This is a genomic window from Pseudoalteromonas sp. SG44-5, assembly GCF_014164175.1.
GTDB classification, from domain to species: Bacteria; Pseudomonadota; Gammaproteobacteria; order Enterobacterales; family Alteromonadaceae; genus Pseudoalteromonas; species Pseudoalteromonas nigrifaciens.
In genome coordinates, this window is the sequence record NZ_JACJES010000031.1 from 1 (window position 1) to 21675 (window position 21675).

The window sequence follows — 21675 nt, forward strand, 5'->3', positions numbered from 1 at the left end:
ATACCTGATACCTGATACCTGATACCTGATACCTAGAGCCTAATGCTTTTTCGCATACGCTTCGGCTTGTTTCCAAACGCGTAGTGTATTGCCGCTTAAAATCTTTTTAATGTCGGTATCACTGTAGCCCCTGTCCATTAAACCTTGTACTAGGTTAGGATAGCTAGATACGTCTTTTAAGCCAATTGGCAGCGAATCGCCAACACCATCATAATCAGAACCAATACCTACATAATCAATACCAATTAGCGCAACTACGTGATCAATATGATCAAGCACCTGCTCGAGGCTGGCAAATGGGTAGGGGTTTTTAGCGCGGTATGCAGCATCAAAATCATTACTTAATTTGGTGCCTTCTTTTTTTGCAGACTCTTTTGTACTTTTTAGCTGCTTGCCCCAACTACCTGCTTTAGCGGTAACAAAGCTTGAGCCAAAGTTAATTTGAATAACTCCGCCATTCTTTTTCAGCGCCAGTAGCATGTCGTCATTCATATTACGCTCAAAACCGGGTGTGTATTTGCGTAGCGATGAATGCGAGGCTATAACGGGTGTTTTAGAGAGTTCTATTACCTGATAAAACGCATCATCAGAAATGTGCGAAACGTCGATTAACATGCCAATGTTGTTCATTTCAGTAACTAGCTTTTTACCAAAAGGGCTTAAGCCTTTCCATTTACGGCGAATGTCGTATGACGAGTCAGAAATATGATTGCTTTGCGAATGAGCAAGGGTAATATAACGCACACCACGGTCGAAAAAGTGTTGTAGATTTTTCATATCACCTTCAATAGGTGAGCCATTTTCCATGCCCATAGCAATCGAAAGCTTACCTTGCTTAAACTGCTCTTCTATATCGGCAGTTGAGCTGGCAATTGCAAATTTGTCGGGTGCACGTTGTGCGATTGCTTCCATACTATCAATAAGTAAATTAGCAAGTTGATAGCTTTTACCTTTGCCTTCAAATTCTAAGTGAGCAGGAATGTAAATCGACATAAATGGGGCATTTAAACCGCCTTGTATAGCGCGAGGGTAGTCAAAGTCACCATCGTCGGTGGCTTTGGTAACGTCGGCCCATTTGTCGTGCAGACGGTAAGGTACATCAATATGGGTATCAATTAAAATTGTGTCTTTTGCCAGCTTAATTGCTTTATCTGATGCGGTTATTGTTGTTGCATTAGCTTGGCTACTTAATGCTAGTGATATGGCTACCACTAGAGTGCTGAGTTTTATCATTTTATGGCTCTTTGGGTAAAAAGCCATTGTGTACTTTCAATACAAAAGTTACAAGTGCTACAAAGTTAACTGTATCTAATCAAACGATTGTGCCTGATGCTCTTCACTTTGCAGCGCTTTAAATTCGCCTTTGGAAATGATAGTTACCGACTCATGTAGTTCTGAGAAAAATACCATAGCTTCACCACTTTTAAGCTGCAGCTTTACTTGGTTTACTTTCGATTCAATACTGGCTTCTACTTCGCCATAATCAGTGCCTTCGCGCAGTACATAGCTTTCTATTAGGTTGTATAAGGTGTCTTTATCAAGTTGCTCGTAAGGAATGATCATACTGACTCTTTGTTGGTTTTATTTAATACATATTGGCCAAAATAACTTGGCACCGCTTGCTCTAACCAAAATACCGGCTTAAATGGATTTTTACCGCTAATAAAGCCCACATGCCCGCCTTTTTCAGAGATGCGCAGCGTAACATGCTCACTCACATCTTGCCTACTTGGTACGGCCTTTATAGAGAGCATAGGATCGTCTTTGGCATGAATAATTAATGTTGGCACCGCTATATGTTTTAAATACGGCATAGCACTGGCTTGGCGGTAATAATCATGTGCATTTTCAAAGCCGTGTAAAGGCGCGGTAAGTTGATTATCAAATTCTAACAAGTCGTCAATTTCCATTAATTGATCGGTAGTTATCGATATTTGCTGCTTAATTTGTGGCAATTTACGCTGCATTGATTTTTTCATGCGATCGAGTAAATACTTTTGATAAATTTTACCTAAACTTTTTCGAATAACATCCGATGATGCCGATAAATCATAAGGTGCAGATACCAGTGCTGCTGCACTTAGCGGGCATTGTTGCTGTTGCTCGCCTAAATACTTAGCTAATACATTACCACCTAGCGAAAAGCCTACCGCAACTAAAGGTCGGTTTGGATATAGCTGCTTTAAGTGGTTTATAAAAAAGCTTAAGTCGGCGGTATCACCACTGTGATAAGCACGTGGTAAGCGATTTACTTCGGTGGAGCAGTTTCTAAAATGCATAAGCACCACTGCAAAACCTTGCTTTTTTAAGGCTTTCATCATGCCTTTGGCATAAAAGCTATTTATATTGCCTTCAAGTCCATGTAGTACCACAGCAAGAGGAGCCGTTTCGTTATGCGGTAGCGACCAAGCAAGCTCGATAAAGTCACCATCGGGAGTATCAAGTTGCTCCAATTGGTAGCGAGTATGATGAAATGGGCGGAAAAAACGCGGCATTATGGTCTGAACGTGACGATTGGTCATCCACCATGCGGGTTTGAACTTATGGATCATGTTTGTACTACACACTTTGCAATAAACGAGGCGCTAGTGTAGCAAATTTTTCGGCTAGGAAAATAAAAAGCGCCTAATCAGTAAACTGATAGGCGCTTTGTGCGTCGTGCTTAATTTTGGTCAGGAATTTCTGCTTCTTGTACTTTCTTAATAAAGTAGTATACAAAGAAAAGGCACAAGCTAATAACGATCCCCAGAAAACCAAACGATAAGAACAGTACTGGGTCGGTAAAAAAATCTCTGAAGAATACGTCCATAACTTGCCTCCTAATGTCTATGGGTTAATCATAAGCTGGGTTTAGGGATACAGTTATGATCAAGATCAAGTTATTTACCTAAGTGAAATAATGAGCGATATGAAGTTGATTTGGATCATGTTTTGAGAAGAAGGTATTAGGTTTAACAGATGGGTAAAGGGAGCAGGTGAAAACAGCTTTGACCACTGAGAATATAAGGATTAAAGAGGTTTTAATTTTTCCCTATAAAAGCGCAGCGCCTTTTAACCTGTTTGTGTATAAGTCACTTAAAGGTCTTTTGCACAAAGAGAAAAGAATGAGCAGTAAAAGAGGGTAGGACTCATAAGTATTGAAATATGCGCGAGCTGTTTTTTCTGGCGCTTTGTACCTAAAAGCTGGCCTTTAAATATAATTCAATATTATTTGGCTCGGTACACTCTACCAATTCACATTCATTTACGGCATTTATTAGCATTTGCTGTTGCTGCTTTTCAAGCTTGAGCTCAGCGCTAAGCAGCTCTTTGCGTATGTTTGCATAGTCAGTAATAGCTTGTTGGTGTACTTTTAAATAACTGCGTGCTGCGCGTAGTTGCTGCATCACGTTATTATCGAGCTCATTAACAACTTGTGTTAATACTCCAAGCTGCTGACTATTTACAACTAAGTTTAGTGAATCTAAATACAAGAGTAATAAACACAAATTAACGTTTTTACCTTGCTGGTTTTGTAACTCCAGCAAGGTTTGTTGTTGCACTGGCTTGGCGTACAAAGTGCAGGAAAATTGCCAAAAATGGTTGCTATTGAGCAAGTTCATCGACGAACGCCTGCTCTTTTTGTTCCATTTCGTCTAGCGCCATAAGGAGCGCTTCTTCAATGTCGTTAAGCTTAGGTGTAAGTGTGGCTTGTTTGGCTAGTAACTCTTTTAGCTTGGCTTTATTGTCATCAGAATATAGCTCGTTATCACCTAATGCTACTTCAACCTCATTGAGCTCTGCAGCGTATTTGTCGAGTTGCTTTTCGAGCTTTTCAATTTGCTTTTTAAGCGGTTGCGTGGCTTTTCTAAATTCGGCTTCAAGGCGTTTTTGCTCTTTACGGTTAATACCTGAATTAGCTTTTACTTCGTCACTTTGCTCTGTTTTAGTCGCTTCTTTATTGGCGTTAAGCAGCCATTGGTAATACGCATCTAAGTCGTAACCAAATTGAGTTACTTTGCCGTCATCTACTAAGTAAAATTCATCGGCGGTGTTTTTAAGCATATGGCGGTCATGCGATACGGTAACCATAGCGCCCTCAAAGCCTTGCAGTGCCATAACAAGTGCATGGCGCATTTCTAAATCAAGGTGGTTGGTTGGCTCATCGAGTAGTAATAAATTTGGCTTTTGATATACCAGCATGGCAAGTACTAAACGTGCTTTCTCGCCCCCCGAAAAGGGTGCTACTGGCTCAAGCGCTTTATCACCAATAAAGGCAAATCCGCCTAAAAAATCACGCAGTGATTGCTCAGTAGCCTTTGGGTTTAGTCGTTGTATATGTGTTATTGCATTGGCTTTTAAATCAAGAGATTCAAGTTGATGCTGCGCAAAATAACCAATATTTAGCCCATGGTGCTGAATAACTTCGCCAGCTTGAGGCTCTAAATCACCCGAAAGCAGTTTAATTAGCGTTGATTTTCCCGCGCCATTTCGGCCAAGTAAAGCAATGCGGCTGCCTGGTACTAAGTTTAATTCTATATTATTTAAAATGGTGATATCACCATATCCCGCTTTGGCTTTATCTATTGTCATTAGTGGGTTTGGTAATGCTTTTGGCTCGGCAAACTCAAAGTTAAATGGCGAGTCGGCATGTGCTGGAGCTAATTTTTCCATACGCTCAAGTGCTTTCACGCGGCTTTGTGCTTGCTTAGCTTTACTGGCTTTTGCTTTAAAGCGAGTTATAAACTGTTCTAGATGAGCAATTTGCTCTTGTTGCTTATCAAACATGGCTTGCTGCTGTAGCATGCGCTCGGCTTTTTGACGCTCAAACTGCGAGTAGTTGCCTTTGTACACGTTGATAAGTTGTTTATCTATATGCCAAATTTGATCAACTACGGCATCTAAAAACTCACGGTCATGCGATATCAGCACTAAAGTGCCAGTATAAGCACGTAAAAAACGTTCAAGCCAATATACTGCGTCTAAATCAAGGTGGTTAGTGGGCTCATCAAGTAATAACAGGTCGGCATCGCGAATAAGCGCTTGGGCTAAATTTAAGCGCATACGCCAGCCACCCGAAAATGAACTTACCGGGTTTTCTATTAAGTTATTAGCAAAGCCTAAACCATGTAATAGCTCACCAGCGGTTGATTCAATGCTGTAGCCTTTAATGTTTTCAAGCTGAATATGTATTTTAGCTTGTGCGTCGCCATCGTTAGCTTGCTCGGCTTCACGCAGTGCAATACGCATGGCGTAATACTGCGGATGACCTTGTAGTACATAGTCTATTGCGCTTATTTCCAGTGCGGGAGTTTCTTGTTTTACTGACGCTATAGACCAGTCTTTAGGTATAGTAAAGTTACCGCCATCGAGTTGTAGCTCTGCTTTGAGGAGGCTAAATAGGGTTGATTTACCACAACCATTAGCGCCTACTAGGCCTACTTTATGCTCTGGAAATAACGTAGCAGATGCATTTTTTAATAAAGCTTTACCGCCACGAAGAAGTTCTATTTCTGAGATTTGGATCATAAATGCGTTACTTTACTGTGCCCTAATTGAATTGCCAATATGATAACACGGATCGTATTGGGCATATCAACCGTATCAACGCATCACGTAATACGATAAAATAACATTAGGTCAAACTGTGGGAAAAATCTCGTGAAACAAAAGAAGCGATTTATAGCTGGGGCAACATGTCCTGAATGTAAAGCCATGGATAGGTTAATGCTTTACAAAGAGCATGATGTAGAAAAAGTAGAATGTGTAGAGTGCGGCCATAAAATGGCACAGCCAGAACAGGCTGTGCAGGCGTCAACACGCCAGTTTGAACAAGTTATAGGCGTGTTTAAACCAGGAGATTAAATCCTTTGCTGCATAGCTGCATATTAATAATGTGGCGGCGGTGGCTCAGGTTCGTTTGACATCATCGATGATGATGACTGCGATTCTTTAATTTTTTCAGCCAGTAGCTCTGTTTGGCGTTTCATTTTTGCCAACAGCTGCTGGTGAACTTTTATTTCGTCATTTAAAATATCAATTGTTTCGTCTTGAAAAGCCACTTTGGCCTCAAGTTCCATTAAGCGATGTTCAATTGTGTTCATTATTCTCTCGTATAATAAATCGCTCTGCGATACCGCTGGAGCTTTCGGTTAATAACGACCTGCCGTTATCTGTAAATGTTACATCGAGCACCACGGCCGATTTAGGCTTACTGCCTTCACGTGGTGTCACTTGCCAAGTTTGAATTTTTTCACCGCTCGATATTTGCCATAAATCAATGCGTTTATTAGGCGACCCAGTTGCTAGCAAATCACCTTGATCGTTAAAGCGTACCGCCGTAAAAATTTTCTGACGCGCAATATACTTCAGTTTACTTACAAGGTCACCTGTAGTCAGCTTCCATACATTTGCTTGTGCCATACTGTCGGCCGTAAATGCATAGCGACCTTGTGGGTCAAGCGTAACTTGAGTAACACGAGTAGGGTGGTTAAAGCGATGAATCACTTGCCCTGTACGCGTATCCCAAAAGTAAGCAACGTAATCGTTTGAACCACTTAAAGCATAGCGCCCGTTAGGGGCAAGATCGACCGTGTTTACTTTTTCTTGGTGGCCTAAAAACTCAATACGGCGGCCAGTTTCAAGGTTAATAAACACTACTACGCCATCGCTGCGCCCGTATAGTACGCTACGGCCTTGATTGCTTATAGCAATATCGCGAATACTGGATTTTTGTATTTTGTAGTAACCTTTATTTTCGCCGGTGGCAATATCCCATACCGCAAAGGTGGTTTTTTCGGCGGTAACAGCCACACTGTTGTCAAAAGCGATCGCAACGGCATAAACCAGGCTATCTTGGGCTTGTTGCTGAAACCATTGGTATTTAAGTGCTTGCTGTTGATTATCCCACAGCGCGACCCCATGGTTAATGGAGGAGACTAAGCTGTATCTACCATCATGCGATAGCGCCGATGAAAACGCGCCTTGTGCAGCATGTTCATAACTGGCAACAGCTTGTTGTTTTTCATCACTACAGGCGATGGCCGATAAACAGCAAAACACGATAAAAAAAGTACGAAATAACGGCATATTACAAGCATTTCCTCTTAACTCTTAGTGATTGAGAGGTTAGACTAGGTCTCGTTGAAGGCCTAGGTTGTTTGTCTAATCACTGGATATGTTTTTAGTTTAGCTAACAACGTAAATTTTAGTTATTAAACAAGCAGCCTATCATGTAGGTCGTTAATCTTTAACTAGTAATAATACAATAAATGGCAACTGCAAAGTGTGTCGGAGATTTAAAATGAAAAAGACGATTAAATTGTCATTGATTGCAGCGTCAGTTTTAGCGCTTACAGCATGTAATCAAGAAGCAAAAAAAGAGCAAGCTGAAGTTAAACTAGACACTGTAGCGCAGCAACAAGCATACGGTATTGGCGCATCGGTAGGTAACTTTTTAAATAAAGACTTAGCCGATAAAAAAGAAATTGGTATTGAACTAGACCAAGCGCTGTTAATTCGTGGTTTTGAAGATGCACTTGCTGGTAATGCAAAAATTGACGAAGAAAAAATTCGCGAAGTATTAACTGAGTTAGATACATCAGTGCGTACTAAGCAAGAAGCACAAGCAAAAGTAGAGTCTGAAAAAAGCAAAGAAGCGGGTGTAAAATACCTAGCTGATAACGCTAAAAAAGAAGGCGTTACTGTTACTGAGTCTGGCTTACAGTACGAAGTGATTACTCAAGGTGATGGCGAAAAACCAGCTGCAACTGATGTAGTTAAAGTACATTATAAAGGCACACTTTTAGATGGTACTGAATTTGATAGCTCATATTCACGTAACGAGCCAACAACTTTCCCTCTTAACCGTGTAATTACTGGTTGGACTGAAGGTTTACAACTTATGCCTGTTGGTTCTAAATATAAATTTACAATTCCTTCTGAGCTAGCTTATGGCGACCGTGATTTAGGTAAAATTCCTGCTAATTCAACACTTGTATTTGAAGTGGAATTATTAGAAATTCAAAGCGATGCAGATGCTGCAGCAGCAGAGTAAATAAGATATAAGCTAAAAATAATTTAGCCTACATATACAAAAAGGGACTTTAAGTCCCTTTTTTAATGCGTATAAATAACGGTGCGCTTGTTAATCCGTATGATTAGCAAATAAGTTATCAATAAGCTCATCTTCTAGCGCAAAGCGCGCTTCAAGTGCTTCACCAAGAACAGATAAGTCATTGTCAAAGCCTACTAATAAATCTTCTTTATCAACTTCAGCGTATTTATCGTTAAAATCTAGCGCAATGTCGGTGGTATCTGTTATTTTTGGGTAAATAGCATTTGCTAGCAATTGGCTTTCTGGGCCTTTACTTTCACAAGCCTTAGCAATGTCATCGTATATTTCAAAGTGACCGGCAGATAAGTAATCCATTAAAATTTGGCAAAACGTTTCAATTTGTTGTGGTTCAGGCAGGGCATGATCTTTTTTATCAGAAGGTGAAAACCCAGCTAGCTTACAATAAAGCACAATGAGGCGTTGTCGCTCGTTTAGCCATTTATCAATTACAGTATGGCTACCCCCCCACTTTTGTTGAGCATTTTCTACACGCGTCAGCATAATCGTTCTCCTAAGCTGGGTTGGTTTTTTAGTTAAAAGTAAAAATTGTTTATACCTCAAGATATAGTTAATTGATGTGTATATCAACTAGTAAAATAGATGATCTAGAAGCAGTTTATTTTATTTGTAGGGAATTGATAATTTATTGCAGGCAAGAAAAAACCACCTGTTACGGTGGCTTAATTTTTTTCTATGGCTTGTTATAACAAGCTTTCTTATTTTTATTAGAAGATTTTTGTTATTGTTATTTTAAAACTTTTATTTTTATTGTTTTAAGATTTTTATTATTGTTTTTGTTAACGCGGGATAAACAATACCAAGGATTTAAGTATGTTGCAAACATATTAATGAAAAGTTTTAATTGTTGCTACTGTTTGCTTGTTTAATAGTCAAAAACAGTTAAAAACTCAAAACATCTTGATCTACCTCCTGTTGCTGTCAATTTAATCGCTTAGCGATAGAGAGGTAATGAATATGGTGGTACAATCTTGCTCAATTTCTATAAGCATTAGGATTATTTTACGCTATGAGCGAATTAAAAAACGACCGTTATTTACGTGCACTTGCAAAACAACCTGTTGATGTAACTCCAGTATGGATGATGCGCCAAGCAGGACGCTATTTACCAGAATACCGTGCTACACGTGCACAAGCGGGCGATTTTATGAGCCTGTGTAGAAATGCTGAGCTTGCTTGCGAAGTAACACTACAACCATTACGCCGCTACCCGTTAGATGCCGCTATTTTATTTAGTGATATTTTAACCATTCCAGATGCTATGGGCTTAGGTCTGTACTTTGAAACGGGTGAAGGTCCAAAGTTCGAGCGTCCAATTTCATCGCTTGCCGATGTTAAAAAAATTCCTAAGCTAGATCCAAACGACGATCTTGGTTATGTAATGAATGCGGTTAGTACTATTCGTCGTGAACTAAAAGGCGAAGTACCATTAATTGGTTTTTCGGGTTCACCGTGGACGTTAGCGACTTATATGGTTGAAGGCGGCAGCAGCAAAGTATTTGGCAAAATTAAAAAAATGGCATTTGCAGAGCCGCAAACGCTACATTTATTACTCGATAAACTAGCTGATTCGGTTATCGATTACTTAAATGCGCAAATTAAAGCCGGTGCACAATCGTTAATGGTGTTTGACTCATGGGGCGGTGTATTAAGCCCGCGCGACTACAATGAGTTTTCATTGCAGTACATGCACAAAATTGTTGATGGTTTAATTCGTGAATACGATGGCCGTAGAGTACCAGTTACTTTGTTTACTAAAAATGGTGGCCAATGGATTGAAGCAATTGCAGCAACTGGTTGTGATGCTATCGGCCTTGATTGGACCATTAATATTAGCGATGCTAAGCGCCGTGTAGGCGACAAAGTAGCATTACAAGGTAATATGGACCCGTCAATGCTGCACGGTACGCCAGAGCGTATTCGTCAAGAAGTAGCGACTATTTTAGAAGACTTTGGCACAGGTAATGGTCATGTATTTAACCTTGGCCATGGTATTACACCAGATGTAGACCCTGAAAATGCGGGTGTGTTTATTAATGCCGTGCATGAGTTCAGTGCTAAATACCATAAGTAATAAATACCAAATAAAGTACTGAGTGTTTAGTGTGTTATTTTTCATAAATAAGTCTTAAATGTGTAAACACATTTAAGGACAAAACAGCTAAACAACAAAAAGCCCGCTTACTATTTTTAGTAAGCGGGCTTTTTAATAAGGCGTGTTTGGCACTTATGCGTCGTTATTGCCTATTTATCAAATAACCACATTACATAGGTTATTCCTAGCTTAAAAGCTTTACTTAAATAAGCGATTTAATCCATTTAACGCTGCAACTCGGTAGGCTTCAGCCATAGTTGGGTAGTTAAAAGTGGTATTTACAAAGTATTCAATATTATTGCCGCCATTTTTTTGCTCCATTATGGCTTGGCCAATGTGGACAATTTCTGAGGCGCGCTCACCAAAGCAATGTACACCCAGTACTTCTTTGGTTTCTGTATGAAATAATATTTTTAAAGTACCCACTTCAGTACCCGCAATTTGCGCACGCGCAAGGTGTTTAAATTGCGCACGACCTACTTCATACGGAACTTTAGCAGCAGTAAGTTGCTGCTCGGTTTTACCTACTGAGCTCATTTCAGGAATAGTATAAATACCCGCTGGAATATCAATAATCAGCTTTTCATCACAGTTGCCACAGGAAATTGCATCTGCTGCAATACGGCCTTGGTCAAATGCGGCACTCGCTAGGCTTGGGTAACCAATCACATCGCCTACAGCGTATACGTTGTCAATTTCGGTTTGATAGGTTTCGTTTACTTTTAACTGACCACGGCTATCAGGTTTTAAGCCAATTGCTTCAAGGTTAAGCTTGTCGGTATTACCGGTGCGGCCATTAGCAAACAAAATACAGTCAGCTTTTACGCGTTTACCCGATTTTAAATGCATAATTACACAGTCATCACGGGTTTCAATATGATCAAACTCTTCGTTATGACGAATTACAATACCGCTATTCCAAAAGTGATAACTCAGCGCGTCAGATATTTCTGTGTCCATAAAGGCAAGTAGGCGGTCGCGAGTGTTAACTAAATCAACTTTGGCACCTAAGCCTTTAAAAATAGAGGCATACTCACAACCAATTACACCCGCACCATAAATAAGTACGCGATGTGGATCGTGGGTTAACCCTAAAATAGTATCGCTGTCGTAAATACGAGAATGGGTAAAGTCTACTTCTGGCGGACGGTATGGGCGCGAACCTGTAGCAATAACAATAGTCTTGGCCGTTAAACGCTCAGTTGAACCATCTTGGCGAGTTACTTCAACTGTATGTTTATCAATAAAACGCGCGTCGCCTTGAAACATTTGAATACGGTTACGGTCGTAAAAACTGCTACGTAAATTAGACTGCTTAGAAATAACTGAGCTGGCATGGCGTAAAATGTCAGGAAAAGTGAGTCGAGCAAGTCGATCACCGGTATTAAATAAAGGGTTTGTTTTATATTCAATATAACGGCTAACCGAGTGACGTAGGGCTTTAGAGGGAATGGTTCCCCAATGTACACAGCCCCCACCTACGGCTTCGTGGCGTTCAATAACAGCCACTTTTTTGTTATTTTTTGAAAGGTTCATAGCGGTACCTTCACCGCCAGGACCCGTGCCAATAATTACTGCATCATATTGGTATGTCACGGGTGTTTTTTTCTTTTCTGGTTGTTTGGCCACAGCCACTCCTATATTAACTAAAAGAGGCTTTTAATAACCTCGCATTAAGTGCTAGCCATGCCTGCTTTTGGTTTTCCCAGGCGGCTTCCAGCTCATGGTATTGTGCCATTAATGCTGAACGTTCACACTGCTTTGCCATGTTATTTTTTTTAACTTCTAACACTTGTTTTTGTAGTGAACAATAATTTTGCAGTTTTTTCAGCAGTAAATCATATTCTTGTTGTAATAATGTAAGCCTATCTTGTGCTAAAGGCAATTTTGCAAGACGAACTTGTGTTTTGCTCATTAAAGTTTCGGCCTTGGCTTTTTCAATGCGTTCAACCGGTGTGCGCTTTAGTTTACTGGCTAAACCAAGGGCAGCTAACGAGCGAATAACCCATTTAGTGGGGTCATAATGAAACCACCTAATGCCGTTACGGTAATCACTGGCAAAAATATGATGAAAGTTATGATACCCCTCGCCATATGTAAATAGGGCTAAAAAGCCGTTGTCGCGGGCGGTATTTTTTTCGGTGTACGGACGAGAGCCCCAAATATGGGCTACCGAATTAATAAAAAAGGTAAAGTGCTGACTAAGTACTAAGCGCAGTAAACCGGCAAGTAATAACATGCCCCATACATCGCCAACTAGTAATCCTAGCGTAAGAGGTAGGCCTACATTCATTAAAAGAGCTAACTTTAAATAATGTTTGTGTTGCCACATTACAATTTTATTGCGTTGTAAATCGCGACAGTTACTGTAATCGCCGTAGCTATCAGCTTGATAGTCACGTAACATCCAGCCAATATGGCTATACCAAAAACCATTGGTTGCGGCATAAGGGTCTTTTATTGGGTCGTCAACTTGGCCGTGATGCACACGGTGGTCGCTGCTCCAATGTAGTGCACTGTTTTGCAGTGCAAATGCACCGCCTAAGGCAAACACAAACTCAACCGCCGGATGGGCGTTATAGGTTTTATGTGCCCACAATCTGTGGTAACCGGCAGTAATTGATAAGCCTGCATAAAACATACAGCCGACAAAGGCAATCCAGTGGGCACTAGAAAATCCGTAGTTAATACCATACCAAGGCACAAGCGTTATCGCGGCCAAAAAAGTAAGGCTAAAAAATAGGACGTTGGTCCAAATAAGTGGTGGTTTGTTCATAATTCTCTATCTCAGCGTACAACTGTAAGCTAAAATAATATTTCAAACTCTTGGCGTCAAGTATTAGACTGAGTAATTAAACTATTTTAATCAAAATTTGCTATAAATTCATTCAGGGAGCTGTTGATGTCGGGTGTTAGAGCGCAACAGAAACAAAAAACACGACAAGCGTTAATTGAGGCGGCATTTAATCAATTGAGTGCCGATCATAGCTTTTCAAACTTAAGTTTACGCGAAGTTGCGCGTGAAGCCGGTATTGCACCAACTTCTTTCTATCGACATTTTAAAGATATGAACGAACTGGGTTTAACCATGGTTGATGAAGCGGGTTTAACCCTGCGTCAACTTATGCGCCAAGCGCGCCGACGCATTGCCAGCGGTGGTAGCGTAATAAATACCTCGGTGGTGACCTTTATGGAGTTTATTGACAACTCGAGTAATCAATTTAGGTTATTACTGCGCGAACGATCTGGTACTTCAAAAGCGTTTAGAGCGGCGGTAGCACGCGAAGTTAAGCACTTTATTTTAGAGTTGGCGCACTACCTAGAAAGCGAAACAAAATGCGATGCCACCCATGCGTATATTCAATCTGAAGCCATGGTAACACTGGTATTTAATGCTGGAGCAGAAGCGCTTGATTTAGAGGGCTTACAACGCGATGAGTTAGTAGAGCGTGTTATTTGGCAATTGCGCTACATTACTCGTGGTGCAACGCATTATGTGCGAGAAACAAATAAAGAGATTTAAACAGAGTAAAAAGTTAATCTAAGCACTGTGCTTTACAGTGCTTAGTAATTTAAGCACTTTGCGGTGCTTTATTGTTAAAAAACCTCACCAAACCTTGCTTTAGTGCATAATTATTTCTGTTTAAAGCGATGTTAAATACAAAAATTAGAATTTTTATGCTTGCACCTTGTGCGTGGTAATGTTAAAAATAAGCCTCACTCGACACAAATAAGAAAGCAAGATGCATATTATTCGTTTAATTACACTAAAACTGAACCTCTTACTGCTATGGCAAGTGAGCGGGGATTAGTGTGTTTGCATTGAGCTAAACATAAAAAAACCCCGCACTTGCGGGGTTTTTTTTATCTCGCGGTAGGATAAGTTAACAATAAATAGCATTGGAATGAGAGGCTGTTATGCAAGACCAAGATAAAGTATGGATTTTTGATACCACATTACGTGATGGTGAGCAGGCGCTTAAAGCAAGCCTTACCGAAGATGATAAAATTCAGCTAGCGCACACCATTAGTCGCTTAAATGTAGATGTAATGGAAGTGGGTTTTCCGGTATCGAGCCCAGCAGATTTTCGCTCCGTGCAGCGTATTGCTACCGAGGTTAAAGGGCCAATTATTTGTGGCCTAGCGCGCTCAGTTGCTAAAGACATTGAAGCATGTGGCGAAGCACTTCGTAACGCGCAGCAAAGTCGAATTCATACTTTTATTGCTACCAGTCCTTTGCACCTTGAGCACAAGTTACGCATGAGCTTAGACGATGCCACTGCTATGGCAGTTAAATCAATTAAATTAGCACGTAACTATACCGATGATGTGGAGTTTTCGTGTGAGGACGCCGGACGTACACCGCATTGGGATTTATGCCGCATTGTAGAGCAGGCCATTAAAGCCGGTGCTTCTACTATTAATTTACCCGATACAGTTGGCTTTGTAACGCCGGACGAATACGCAGGCATGATCCGCCATTTAATGAACAATGTGCCAAATATTGATAAAGCACGCTTAAGTGTGCATTGCCATAACGATTTAGGCTTAGCTGTTGCCAACTCTATTGCTGCTGTGCAAGCGGGTGCTCGCCAAATTGAGTGTACTATTAACGGCATTGGTGAACGTGCGGGTAACTGCTCACTTGAAGAAGTGGCAATGATCATGAAAATGCGCAAAGACCACTTAAACGTGTATACCGATATTAAAAGTGAAGAAATTTATCGCGCATCTCGCCAAGTGGCTAAAATTTGTAATATGCCAGTACAGCCTAATAAAGCCATTGTGGGCGAGAACGCCTTTGCACACAGCTCAGGTATACATCAAGACGGCGTATTAAAAGCGCAAAACACCTACGAAATTATGTCGCCAGAAAGTGTAGGAGTACCGAGCAACCAATTAAATATGACTTCACGCTCTGGACGCCATGTTATTGAACATCGCTTAGAAGAATTAGGCTATCAAAAGTCTGATTACGATATGGATAGTCTATACGAAAGTTTTATAGCCTTGGCTGATCAAAAAGGTACTGTATACGATTACGACCTTGAAGCGATGATTTACTTTAATCAAATTAACGACAAAGACGAAAAGTACCAATTAGAGTTTGTTAACTCGGTATCTAACTCACAATCGGTAGCCAGCTCTACTATTGGCATGTTGATAGATGGCGAAGCTAAACAAGAAGCAGCAACGGGGAATGGCCCAGTTGAAGCCTCTTTTGCTGCTATTGAGCGCTTAACCGGAATGAGCGTAGAAATGATTGAGTATAACTTAGAAGCCACAGGCCAAGGTGCAAGTTCACTTGGGCAGGTAAACATTATTGCTAAATTTAACGGCCGCCCTTATCACGGTGCGGGCATAGCAGCAGATGTGGTAGAAGCGTCGGTACGCGCTATGGTTCGTGTTTATAATTTAATTTATCGCGCACAAAAAGTGTCTGATTTAAAACAACAAAGGAAAGCAGGATGAGTAAAACAAACTACAGTGTAGCCGTATTAGCGGGTGATGGTATTGGCCCAGAAATAATGGCAGCAGCAGAGCAAGTACTGGATGCAGTGAGCAATAAGTTTGGTTTTACTCTAAACCGCGAACACCATGCAATTGGTGGGGCAGCCATCGATAAGCATGGAAAAGCCTTACCACAAAGTACAGTTACAGCCTGTGAAAATGCCGATGCTATTTTATTTGGTGCTGTTGGTGGTCCAAAGTGGGAACATTTACCGCCCGATGAGCAACCTGAGCGTGGATCACTGTTACCACTGCGCAAACACTTTGGCTTGTTTTGTAATTTACGCCCAGCACAATTATTACCAGCACTAAGCACCGCATCGCCACTACGCGCTGATATTAGCGAGCAAGGCTTTGACATTTTGTGTGTACGTGAGCTAACCGGTGGCATTTATTTTGGTGAAAAAGGGCGCAGCGGCGAAGGCGAAAATGAATCAGCATTCGATACGCAAAGATACTCACGTAAAGAAATAGAACGTATTGCACGTTTTGCCTTTGAAGCCGCAAAACTGCGTAGTAGCCATGTTACTTCGGTTGATAAAGCCAACGTTTTAGCATCAAGCGTACTATGGCGCGAAGTTGTTACCGAAGTAAGTAAAGACTACCCAGAAGTAAAACTTGATTATATTTACGTAGATAACGCAGCAATGCAGCTTGTAAAACAACCAAGCCAGTTTGATGTATTACTGTGCGATAACTTATTTGGCGATATTTTGTCTGATGAGTGCGCGATGATCACCGGCTCTATGGGGTTATTACCATCGGCTAGTTTGAACCAGTCGGGCTTTGGTTTATACGAGCCAGCCGGTGGCTCAGCCCCCGATATTGCAGGTAAAGGCGTGGCAAATCCGATTGCACAAATTTTAAGTGCCGCACTAATGCTGCGTTACTCATTGGGCCAAGACGAAGCTGCACGCACCATTGAAAAAGCAGTAGCTGAAGCCGTTGCAGCGGGCGTAGGTACGCCAGATATATTTCCAAACGCTGGCTACACTACCAATGATGTTGCTGCAGCGATTGTTGCACGCATTTAACTAAAAACACATTTTAATGCCGCAGCTCCGTTAGGCTGCGGCTCAAAACAGATTAGGGGATTAGCAAGTGGCCCAAACGTTATACGACAAAATTTGGCAAGCACATACAATTGCCAGTATCAACGAGCAAACCGATTTACTTTATATTGACCGTCATTTAGTACACGAAGTTACGTCACCACAAGCCTTTGCTGGTTTGCGTGAAAAAAACCGCGCTGTACGCTGCCCAGAAAAAACCTTCGCTACTATGGATCATAATGTATCGACCAAAAGTCGCTCATTGGATGCTGCTAGCGAAGTGTCGAAAAATCAATTAATGGCGCTAGATGCAAACTGTAAAGAGTTTGGCATTGTGCTTTACGATTTAAACTCAATTAATCAAGGCATAGTGCATGTTATGGGGCCAGAGCAGGGTATAACTTTGCCAGGCACGACCATAGTATGTGGTGACAGCCATACGTCGACTCATGGTGCATTTGGTGCGCTTGCTCACGGTATTGGCACCTCAGAGGTTGAACACGTATTAGCAACGCAAACATTGCAACAAAAAAAGGCTAAGTCGTTAAAAATTCAAATAAATGGCCGTTTGCGTCCCACCGTTACTGCAAAAGACTTAATTATGGCGGTTATTGGTAAGTTAGGTACAGCGGGTGGCACGGGCTACGTTGCAGAATTTTGCGGTGAAGGAATTGAAGCGTTGTCGATGGAAGCACGTATGACGTTGTGTAATATGAGTATAGAAATGGGTGCCAAAGCAGGTTTAATTGCTTCTGACCAAATCACTTATGATTACCTAAAAGGTCGCCCATTTGCTCCTAAAGGCGCTGATTTTGACGCAGCTGTTAAGTATTGGGAAACATTAAAAACAGATGACGGTGCGCAGTTTGATCATGTTGTTGAGCTGGAGGCCAGCAGCATTCAGCCACAAATTACTTGGGGCACTAGCCCAGAGCAAGTGATTGGCGTAGACGAGTGTATTCCTGATCCTGATAAAGAACCTGACCTAATTAAAGCTGATGCGATCCGCAGTGCATTAAAGTACATGGGCCTAAAAGCGGGCGAAAAGTTATCAAGTGCAAAAGTAGATACCGTGTTTATTGGCTCGTGCACCAATAGTCGTATTGAAGATTTACGTGCAGCAGCAAAAATAGTCGAAGGCAAAAAAGTAGTTGCCGGTATTGAAGCGTTAATTGTACCGGGTTCTGGTTTAGTTAAAAAACAAGCCGAAGACGAAGGCTTAGCAGATATTTTTAAAGCAGCTGGCTTTGAGTGGCGTGAACCGGGTTGTTCAATGTGTTTAGCAATGAACGACGACCGCTTAGGTGCAGGTAAACGCTGTGCATCCACCTCAAATCGTAACTTTGAAGGACGTCAAGGCCGTGGCGGGCGCACCCATTTGGTTAGCCCTGCAATGGCCGCTGCGGCAGCTATACATGGTCACTTTGTTGATATTAGAGGAGAAGCCTAATGAGCATTTATTTTAGTGGCTTAATGGCCCCATTGGATAAAAACAACGTGGACACGGATCAAATTATTCCAAAGCAGTTTTTAACCTCAACCAGCCGCGAAGGCTTTGATGCCGCATTATTTTATGATTGGCGCTATTTAGAAAATGACGAGCCAAACCCTGATTTTATTTTAAATCGCCCTTGCTACCAAGGCGCGCAAATATTACTAACGCGCGACAACTTTGGTTGTGGGTCATCACGCGAACACGCGCCATGGGCACTAAAGCAATATGGTTTTGAAGTGATTTTGGCTGAAAGCTTTGCCGATATTTTCTTCAATAACTGTGGCAATAATCAAATGTTAGCCATTGCACTGCCTGGCGATACGCTAGAGCAATTATTTTTGTTAAGTGAGCAACATGACGATATTCATATCGACATCGATCTTGAAAATCAAACACTGACTAGCACTAAATTTGCCCCCATTAGTTTTGATATTCGAAAAGATGTAAAAGAGCGCCTATTAAGCGGCCTAGACTTTATTGGCGTAACCGAAACGCTTAACCCACAAATAGACGCGTTTGAGCAGCAACTTGCTGCAGAGCGTCCTTGGCAGTAAGTTGTTAAAATAAATAAAAAGACGTATTTAGCGCAGCATAAGCTGCGCTTTTTTATTTTAGCGGCAACACATTAATTGTTTTATCAATTTGTTCAAAATAAAAATGCAGTAGCTAAACTAGCGGCGGAAATGGCTGCTATTATTAATAAGTTTATCCTTTTAAAGGTTTGAAAACGGGTTACTTTCGAGTCATCTATGGTCGCAAAAAAGCCATTTTTAAATGATTCAGCAAGGTTGGCATGTGCTGTTCCATCTAAAGAGTTTTGGGTAAGCTTTTGCCATTCATTTGGGTGTTGCTGAACAAGGTATTTACATAGGGAAAGGTAATAACGATTTTGTAAAATCAATAATAATATGACTATTATTAAGCCTATATAATTTGTCATTTGGTTCTGCGCTCCATGCTAGTTATTAATTTTACAGTTGGCAGTATTTAATTATTATATTTTTTTTGCAACAATTTATATTTTAAAATTATCAGCGAGTTGCAAGTATCATTTGTTGGTTACTCCTGCACTTTGGTGGTTCATCGTGATTACTTCCTTTAAGTGAGTTAAAGGGCTATGGTACTAAAAACTATTATAAGGAATATGTGATGAAATTATTAACTGCAGCCACTTTATTATTGGCTTCATCAACTGTTGTAGCAAGCCCTGCGCCTTTGGTGTCTATTGCTAGCCACGATGCGTTTTTTAGTAATATTGCTGCACATTGCGGTAAAGCTTATGAAGGCAAGGTAAGTGTTGATAACGCCGCGGGACCAAGCTCGTTTGCGGGCAAAAAATTAGTAATGCATGTACGTAAATGTACCGACAGTGAGCTGCAAGTGCCATTTCATGTGGGTGATGATGCATCGCGCACTTGGATTATTACTAAAACGGGCAGTGGCTTAAGCTTAAAGCACGACCATCGCCATAAAAATGGTTCTAACGACATCTCAACTATGTATGGCGGGCATACAAATGATGCTGGCTTTGCACAAATGCAGTCGTTTCCTGCCGATCAATATTCAAAAGAATTATTTGTTGCACAAGGGATAGCACAGTCGGTAGGTAATACTTGGCAAATGTATATTTATCCTGAGGTATTTACTTATCGTTTAATTCGTCAAGGCCGCGAATTTAAAGTGGATTTTGATTTAACTAAACCCATCACTCCGCCAGCAGCCCCTTGGGGATATACAGACTAAAATTATTCATCTTCGCACTGTAGTAAAACACTTAATGCTGGTTGGTAAGCTCTAGGGTTAGTAGGCATACTTTCGTACTCTTGCACGCCATCCAGCACTTTAAGCATAAATGTTTTATTAAGGCACAAGCGATTAGCATGGCGTAGTAAAAATACACTCTGATTTGCAAAGTGTTTGTAATCGTCTGACTGGATCTCTATTTTATAGTTATCATCGTCGAGTTTTGTTTGGTAATAATGTACTTTATTATCAAAGTCGTAGAGTTTTTCTGTTTTTGCTTGTTCGGCAAAAGCTGTGCCTACGCTTGAACAAGCTAGCAAAGTACTGCCAATAACTAAGCTAATGTTTAATCCTTGCATAAATAATTCCTTTAATTTGCGAACTTTATACCCATTAATACTATCAGTATTAAGCGCTATTTATTTATATTAAGTTTAACACCCAATAAGGGAAAGTGTGATGTTCAAACAAATAAAACAACTTTTTTCTGTATTCGATGAGCAACAGCCAAGTATGCAAGAGCATGATTTAAAAACAGCGGTTGCTGCATTATTAATTGAGGTAATGCGCGCCGATGCTAAGTTAGATGATGATGAACAACATACTTTAACGACTACCCTAAAACGCTATTTTGCATTAAACGATGCAGACGTAAACGAGCTGCTAAATAATGCAAACAGTAGCGTGGATAGCGCGACAGATTATTTTCAGTTTTCAAAACAAATTAACCAACATTGTAGTGCTGCGCAGCGCATTGAAATAATAGAGTTATTATGGCGCTTAGCCTATGCCGATGGTGAGATTGATCCGCAAGAAGAGTACGTAATACGTAAAGTGGCAGGCTTGTTATATGTAACTCATGTAGATTTTATCGCCGCTAAAATTGCGGCGACAAAATAGAGCTTTAGCAGGTTAGCTAAGCTTGCTGGCAACAGTTACTAATTGTTGTGCTAATGCAGACACTTTTTCTGCTGTATTTGGGTTATTAATTTGGCCATTTTCATCGAGTACAGTGTGCACAGCCGGTACTGCTAGCTGATCGGCAAGTACTAATGAGCCAACACCACTTAAAATATCACGCACGTGGTTTAAGCCACGTAGACCACCTAATCCACCGGGCGATGCTGCAAATAACGCCACTACTTTATTGCGAAAAGCAGGTACTGCACCTTGCTCTGTGCGAGAAGCCCAGTCGATTGCATTTTTAAGCGCTGCAGTAATAGAGCCATTGTATTCAGGGCTGGCTAATAAAATACCATCTGCAGCACGTAACTTCTCTTTTAACAGCTGCACATCGGCAGGAGTACCTTGCGCTTCAATATCTTGATTAAAAAGTGGGATATTTAAATCGGCAAGTTTAATTATTTCTACTTCTGCACCACTTTCTAATGCAAAGCGTGCTGCTTCATTGATCAGTTGTTGATTAAAGCTGTCTTTACGTAAACTACCTGCTAAAGCAATAATTTTTGGTGCTGTCATGGTTTATCCTGCTAATGTGTTAGTAAATCACTTAACCAAAGTTCGGGCTAATGCAACCTGATCTCCGGATAATAAACTTATCTCAAGCAGCTATTTTCAGCGCTAACTGCGTTGAATTTACTTGCAATAGGCCAGCTATTGACGCGTAAATTCGCCTTGTTTTCACTGAAAACCTCTGGCTAGAGAA

The 21675-nt window shown here is 40.9% G+C and carries 23 protein-coding genes; 10 read left to right on the plus strand and 13 right to left on the minus strand.

Annotated elements, in window-relative coordinates:
• Positions 1–39: 39 nt before the first annotated feature.
• The 5 genes from H5079_RS17050 to H5079_RS17070 form a co-directional block, all read right to left on the minus strand.
• Positions 40–1233, minus strand: coding sequence for a dipeptidase (locus H5079_RS17050; RefSeq protein WP_011329537.1), 1194 nt, complete (start codon positions 1231–1233; stop codon positions 40–42).
• A gap of 75 nt (positions 1234–1308) precedes the next feature.
• Positions 1309–1563 (minus strand): YheU family protein, encoded by a 255-nt coding sequence (locus H5079_RS17055; protein WP_011329536.1) that lies wholly within the window; start codon positions 1561–1563, stop codon positions 1309–1311.
• A complete protein-coding gene (locus tag H5079_RS17060) occupies positions 1560–2552 on the minus strand; it encodes a hydrolase (protein ID WP_011329535.1) in 993 nt (330 codons plus the stop codon). The genes H5079_RS17055 and H5079_RS17060 overlap by 4 nt, the downstream gene beginning before the upstream one ends.
• A 624-nt stretch (positions 2553–3176) precedes the next feature.
• Positions 3177–3602 (minus strand): TIGR02444 family protein, encoded by a 426-nt coding sequence (locus H5079_RS17065; protein WP_182684542.1) that lies wholly within the window; start codon positions 3600–3602, stop codon positions 3177–3179.
• Positions 3586–5508: an ATP-binding cassette domain-containing protein gene (locus H5079_RS17070; RefSeq protein WP_182684543.1), complete on the minus strand. Its 1923-nt coding sequence runs from the start codon at positions 5506–5508 to the stop codon at positions 3586–3588. Before H5079_RS17070 ends, H5079_RS17065 begins: the two co-directional genes overlap by 17 nt.
• Before the next feature lie 132 nt (positions 5509–5640).
• Between H5079_RS17070 and H5079_RS17075 the strand changes: the two genes are divergently transcribed.
• Positions 5641–5844 carry a YheV family putative zinc ribbon protein gene (locus H5079_RS17075; protein WP_041454614.1) on the plus strand — a complete coding sequence of 68 codons (204 nt, stop codon included), beginning with the start codon at positions 5641–5643 and terminating at the stop codon, positions 5842–5844.
• 23 nt (positions 5845–5867) lie between these two features.
• Here H5079_RS17075 and H5079_RS17080 read toward each other — a convergent pair whose 3' ends face one another.
• Both H5079_RS17080 and H5079_RS17085 read right to left on the minus strand, forming a co-directional pair.
• The gene (locus tag H5079_RS17080; protein WP_011329530.1) at positions 5868–6083 is read right to left on the minus strand and encodes a SlyX family protein; all 216 of its coding nucleotides are present in this window, start codon (positions 6081–6083) and stop codon (positions 5868–5870) included.
• A complete protein-coding gene (locus H5079_RS17085) occupies positions 6070–7068 on the minus strand; it encodes a WD40 repeat domain-containing protein (protein ID WP_182684544.1) in 999 nt (332 codons plus the stop codon). The genes H5079_RS17080 and H5079_RS17085 overlap by 14 nt, the downstream gene beginning before the upstream one ends.
• Before the next feature lie 214 nt (positions 7069–7282).
• Between H5079_RS17085 and fkpA the strand changes: the two genes are divergently transcribed.
• The gene (fkpA, locus tag H5079_RS17090; RefSeq protein WP_011329528.1) at positions 7283–8035 is read left to right on the plus strand and encodes an FKBP-type peptidyl-prolyl cis-trans isomerase; all 753 of its coding nucleotides are present in this window, start codon (positions 7283–7285) and stop codon (positions 8033–8035) included.
• Between the two features lie 90 nt (positions 8036–8125).
• On the opposite strand, the gene H5079_RS17095 is transcribed toward fkpA, so the two are convergent.
• Positions 8126–8596 carry an Rsd/AlgQ family anti-sigma factor gene (locus H5079_RS17095; RefSeq protein WP_011329527.1) on the minus strand — a complete coding sequence of 157 codons (471 nt, stop codon included), beginning with the start codon at positions 8594–8596 and terminating at the stop codon, positions 8126–8128.
• A gap of 526 nt (positions 8597–9122) precedes the next feature.
• Here H5079_RS17095 and hemE point away from each other — a divergent pair.
• Positions 9123–10187, plus strand: a complete 1065-nt coding sequence (gene hemE / locus H5079_RS17100; protein WP_058374381.1) for a uroporphyrinogen decarboxylase — start codon at positions 9123–9125, stop codon at positions 10185–10187.
• Between the two features lie 219 nt (positions 10188–10406).
• Here the strand turns inward: hemE and sthA are convergent, their stop codons facing one another.
• Positions 10407–11837 (minus strand): Si-specific NAD(P)(+) transhydrogenase, encoded by a 1431-nt coding sequence (sthA, locus tag H5079_RS17105; protein ID WP_172459241.1) that lies wholly within the window; start codon positions 11835–11837, stop codon positions 10407–10409.
• Positions 11838–11850: 13 nt separating this feature from the next.
• Complete coding sequence (locus H5079_RS17110; RefSeq protein WP_058374380.1) at positions 11851–12984, minus strand: fatty acid desaturase; 1134 nt, start codon at positions 12982–12984, stop codon at positions 11851–11853.
• Between the two features lie 126 nt (positions 12985–13110).
• Between H5079_RS17110 and fabR the strand changes: the two genes are divergently transcribed.
• From fabR to leuD, 5 genes are all read left to right on the plus strand, one after another.
• Positions 13111–13731, plus strand: a complete 621-nt coding sequence (fabR, locus tag H5079_RS17115) for an HTH-type transcriptional repressor FabR (RefSeq protein WP_011329523.1) — start codon at positions 13111–13113, stop codon at positions 13729–13731.
• Between the two features lie 395 nt (positions 13732–14126).
• Positions 14127–15680, plus strand: coding sequence for a 2-isopropylmalate synthase (leuA, locus tag H5079_RS17120; RefSeq protein WP_011329522.1), 1554 nt, complete (start codon positions 14127–14129; stop codon positions 15678–15680).
• Positions 15677–16753 carry a 3-isopropylmalate dehydrogenase gene (gene leuB / locus H5079_RS17125; RefSeq protein ID WP_011329521.1) on the plus strand — a complete coding sequence of 359 codons (1077 nt, stop codon included), beginning with the start codon at positions 15677–15679 and terminating at the stop codon, positions 16751–16753. The genes leuA and leuB overlap by 4 nt, the downstream gene beginning before the upstream one ends.
• A 67-nt stretch (positions 16754–16820) precedes the next feature.
• Positions 16821–18221: a 3-isopropylmalate dehydratase large subunit gene (gene leuC, locus H5079_RS17130; protein ID WP_182684545.1), complete on the plus strand. Its 1401-nt coding sequence runs from the start codon at positions 16821–16823 to the stop codon at positions 18219–18221.
• A complete protein-coding gene (leuD, locus tag H5079_RS17135; protein ID WP_182684546.1) occupies positions 18221–18820 on the plus strand; it encodes a 3-isopropylmalate dehydratase small subunit in 600 nt (199 codons plus the stop codon). The genes leuC and leuD overlap by 1 nt, the downstream gene beginning before the upstream one ends.
• A gap of 92 nt (positions 18821–18912) precedes the next feature.
• Here the strand turns inward: leuD and H5079_RS17140 are convergent, their stop codons facing one another.
• Positions 18913–19206 carry a hypothetical protein gene (locus H5079_RS17140; protein WP_179807950.1) on the minus strand — a complete coding sequence of 98 codons (294 nt, stop codon included), beginning with the start codon at positions 19204–19206 and terminating at the stop codon, positions 18913–18915.
• A 209-nt stretch (positions 19207–19415) separates the two neighbouring features.
• Here H5079_RS17140 and H5079_RS17145 point away from each other — a divergent pair, with 209 nt between their 5' ends.
• Positions 19416–20009 (plus strand): hypothetical protein, encoded by a 594-nt coding sequence (locus tag H5079_RS17145; RefSeq protein WP_011329517.1) that lies wholly within the window; start codon positions 19416–19418, stop codon positions 20007–20009.
• A gap of 2 nt (positions 20010–20011) precedes the next feature.
• Here the strand turns inward: H5079_RS17145 and H5079_RS17150 are convergent, their stop codons facing one another.
• The gene (locus H5079_RS17150; RefSeq protein ID WP_182677780.1) at positions 20012–20368 is read right to left on the minus strand and encodes a hypothetical protein; all 357 of its coding nucleotides are present in this window, start codon (positions 20366–20368) and stop codon (positions 20012–20014) included.
• 100 nt (positions 20369–20468) lie between these two features.
• Between H5079_RS17150 and H5079_RS17155 the strand changes: the two genes are divergently transcribed.
• The gene (locus H5079_RS17155; RefSeq protein WP_011329515.1) at positions 20469–20909 is read left to right on the plus strand and encodes a TerB family tellurite resistance protein; all 441 of its coding nucleotides are present in this window, start codon (positions 20469–20471) and stop codon (positions 20907–20909) included.
• A gap of 12 nt (positions 20910–20921) precedes the next feature.
• Here H5079_RS17155 and H5079_RS17160 read toward each other — a convergent pair whose 3' ends face one another.
• Complete coding sequence (locus tag H5079_RS17160; RefSeq protein WP_011329514.1) at positions 20922–21488, minus strand: NADPH-dependent FMN reductase; 567 nt, start codon at positions 21486–21488, stop codon at positions 20922–20924.
• Positions 21489–21675: the final 187 nt, after the last annotated feature.

Bases quoted from the DNA above. Each gene is read 5' to 3' on its own strand.
- H5079_RS17140 (WP_179807950.1), bottom strand. From the start codon at position 19,206: ATGACAAATTATATAGGCTTAATAATAGTCATATTATTATTGATTTTA.
- leuB (WP_011329521.1), top strand. From the start codon at position 15,677: ATGAGTAAAACAAACTACAGTGTAGCCGTATTAGCGGGTGATGGTATT.
- H5079_RS17050 (WP_011329537.1), bottom strand. From the start codon at position 1,233: ATGATAAAACTCAGCACTCTAGTGGTAGCCATATCACTAGCATTAAGT.
- fkpA (WP_011329528.1), top strand. From the start codon at position 7,283: ATGAAAAAGACGATTAAATTGTCATTGATTGCAGCGTCAGTTTTAGCG.
- fabR (WP_011329523.1), top strand. From the start codon at position 13,111: ATGTCGGGTGTTAGAGCGCAACAGAAACAAAAAACACGACAAGCGTTA.
- H5079_RS17150 (WP_182677780.1), bottom strand. From the start codon at position 20,368: ATGCAAGGATTAAACATTAGCTTAGTTATTGGCAGTACTTTGCTAGCT.
- H5079_RS17080 (WP_011329530.1), bottom strand. From the start codon at position 6,083: ATGAACACAATTGAACATCGCTTAATGGAACTTGAGGCCAAAGTGGCT.
- H5079_RS17145 (WP_011329517.1), top strand. From the start codon at position 19,416: ATGAAATTATTAACTGCAGCCACTTTATTATTGGCTTCATCAACTGTT.
- H5079_RS17085 (WP_182684544.1), bottom strand. From the start codon at position 7,068: ATGCCGTTATTTCGTACTTTTTTTATCGTGTTTTGCTGTTTATCGGCC.
- H5079_RS17155 (WP_011329515.1), top strand. From the start codon at position 20,469: ATGTTCAAACAAATAAAACAACTTTTTTCTGTATTCGATGAGCAACAG.
- H5079_RS17095 (WP_011329527.1), bottom strand. From the start codon at position 8,596: ATGCTGACGCGTGTAGAAAATGCTCAACAAAAGTGGGGGGGTAGCCAT.
- H5079_RS17055 (WP_011329536.1), bottom strand. From the start codon at position 1,563: ATGATCATTCCTTACGAGCAACTTGATAAAGACACCTTATACAACCTA.
- leuA (WP_011329522.1), top strand. From the start codon at position 14,127: ATGCAAGACCAAGATAAAGTATGGATTTTTGATACCACATTACGTGAT.
- H5079_RS17160 (WP_011329514.1), bottom strand. From the start codon at position 21,488: ATGACAGCACCAAAAATTATTGCTTTAGCAGGTAGTTTACGTAAAGAC.
- H5079_RS17110 (WP_058374380.1), bottom strand. From the start codon at position 12,984: ATGAACAAACCACCACTTATTTGGACCAACGTCCTATTTTTTAGCCTT.
- H5079_RS17070 (WP_182684543.1), bottom strand. From the start codon at position 5,508: ATGATCCAAATCTCAGAAATAGAACTTCTTCGTGGCGGTAAAGCTTTA.
- hemE (WP_058374381.1), top strand. From the start codon at position 9,123: ATGAGCGAATTAAAAAACGACCGTTATTTACGTGCACTTGCAAAACAA.
- H5079_RS17060 (WP_011329535.1), bottom strand. From the start codon at position 2,552: ATGATCCATAAGTTCAAACCCGCATGGTGGATGACCAATCGTCACGTT.
- leuD (WP_182684546.1), top strand. From the start codon at position 18,221: ATGAGCATTTATTTTAGTGGCTTAATGGCCCCATTGGATAAAAACAAC.
- H5079_RS17065 (WP_182684542.1), bottom strand. From the start codon at position 3,602: ATGAACTTGCTCAATAGCAACCATTTTTGGCAATTTTCCTGCACTTTG.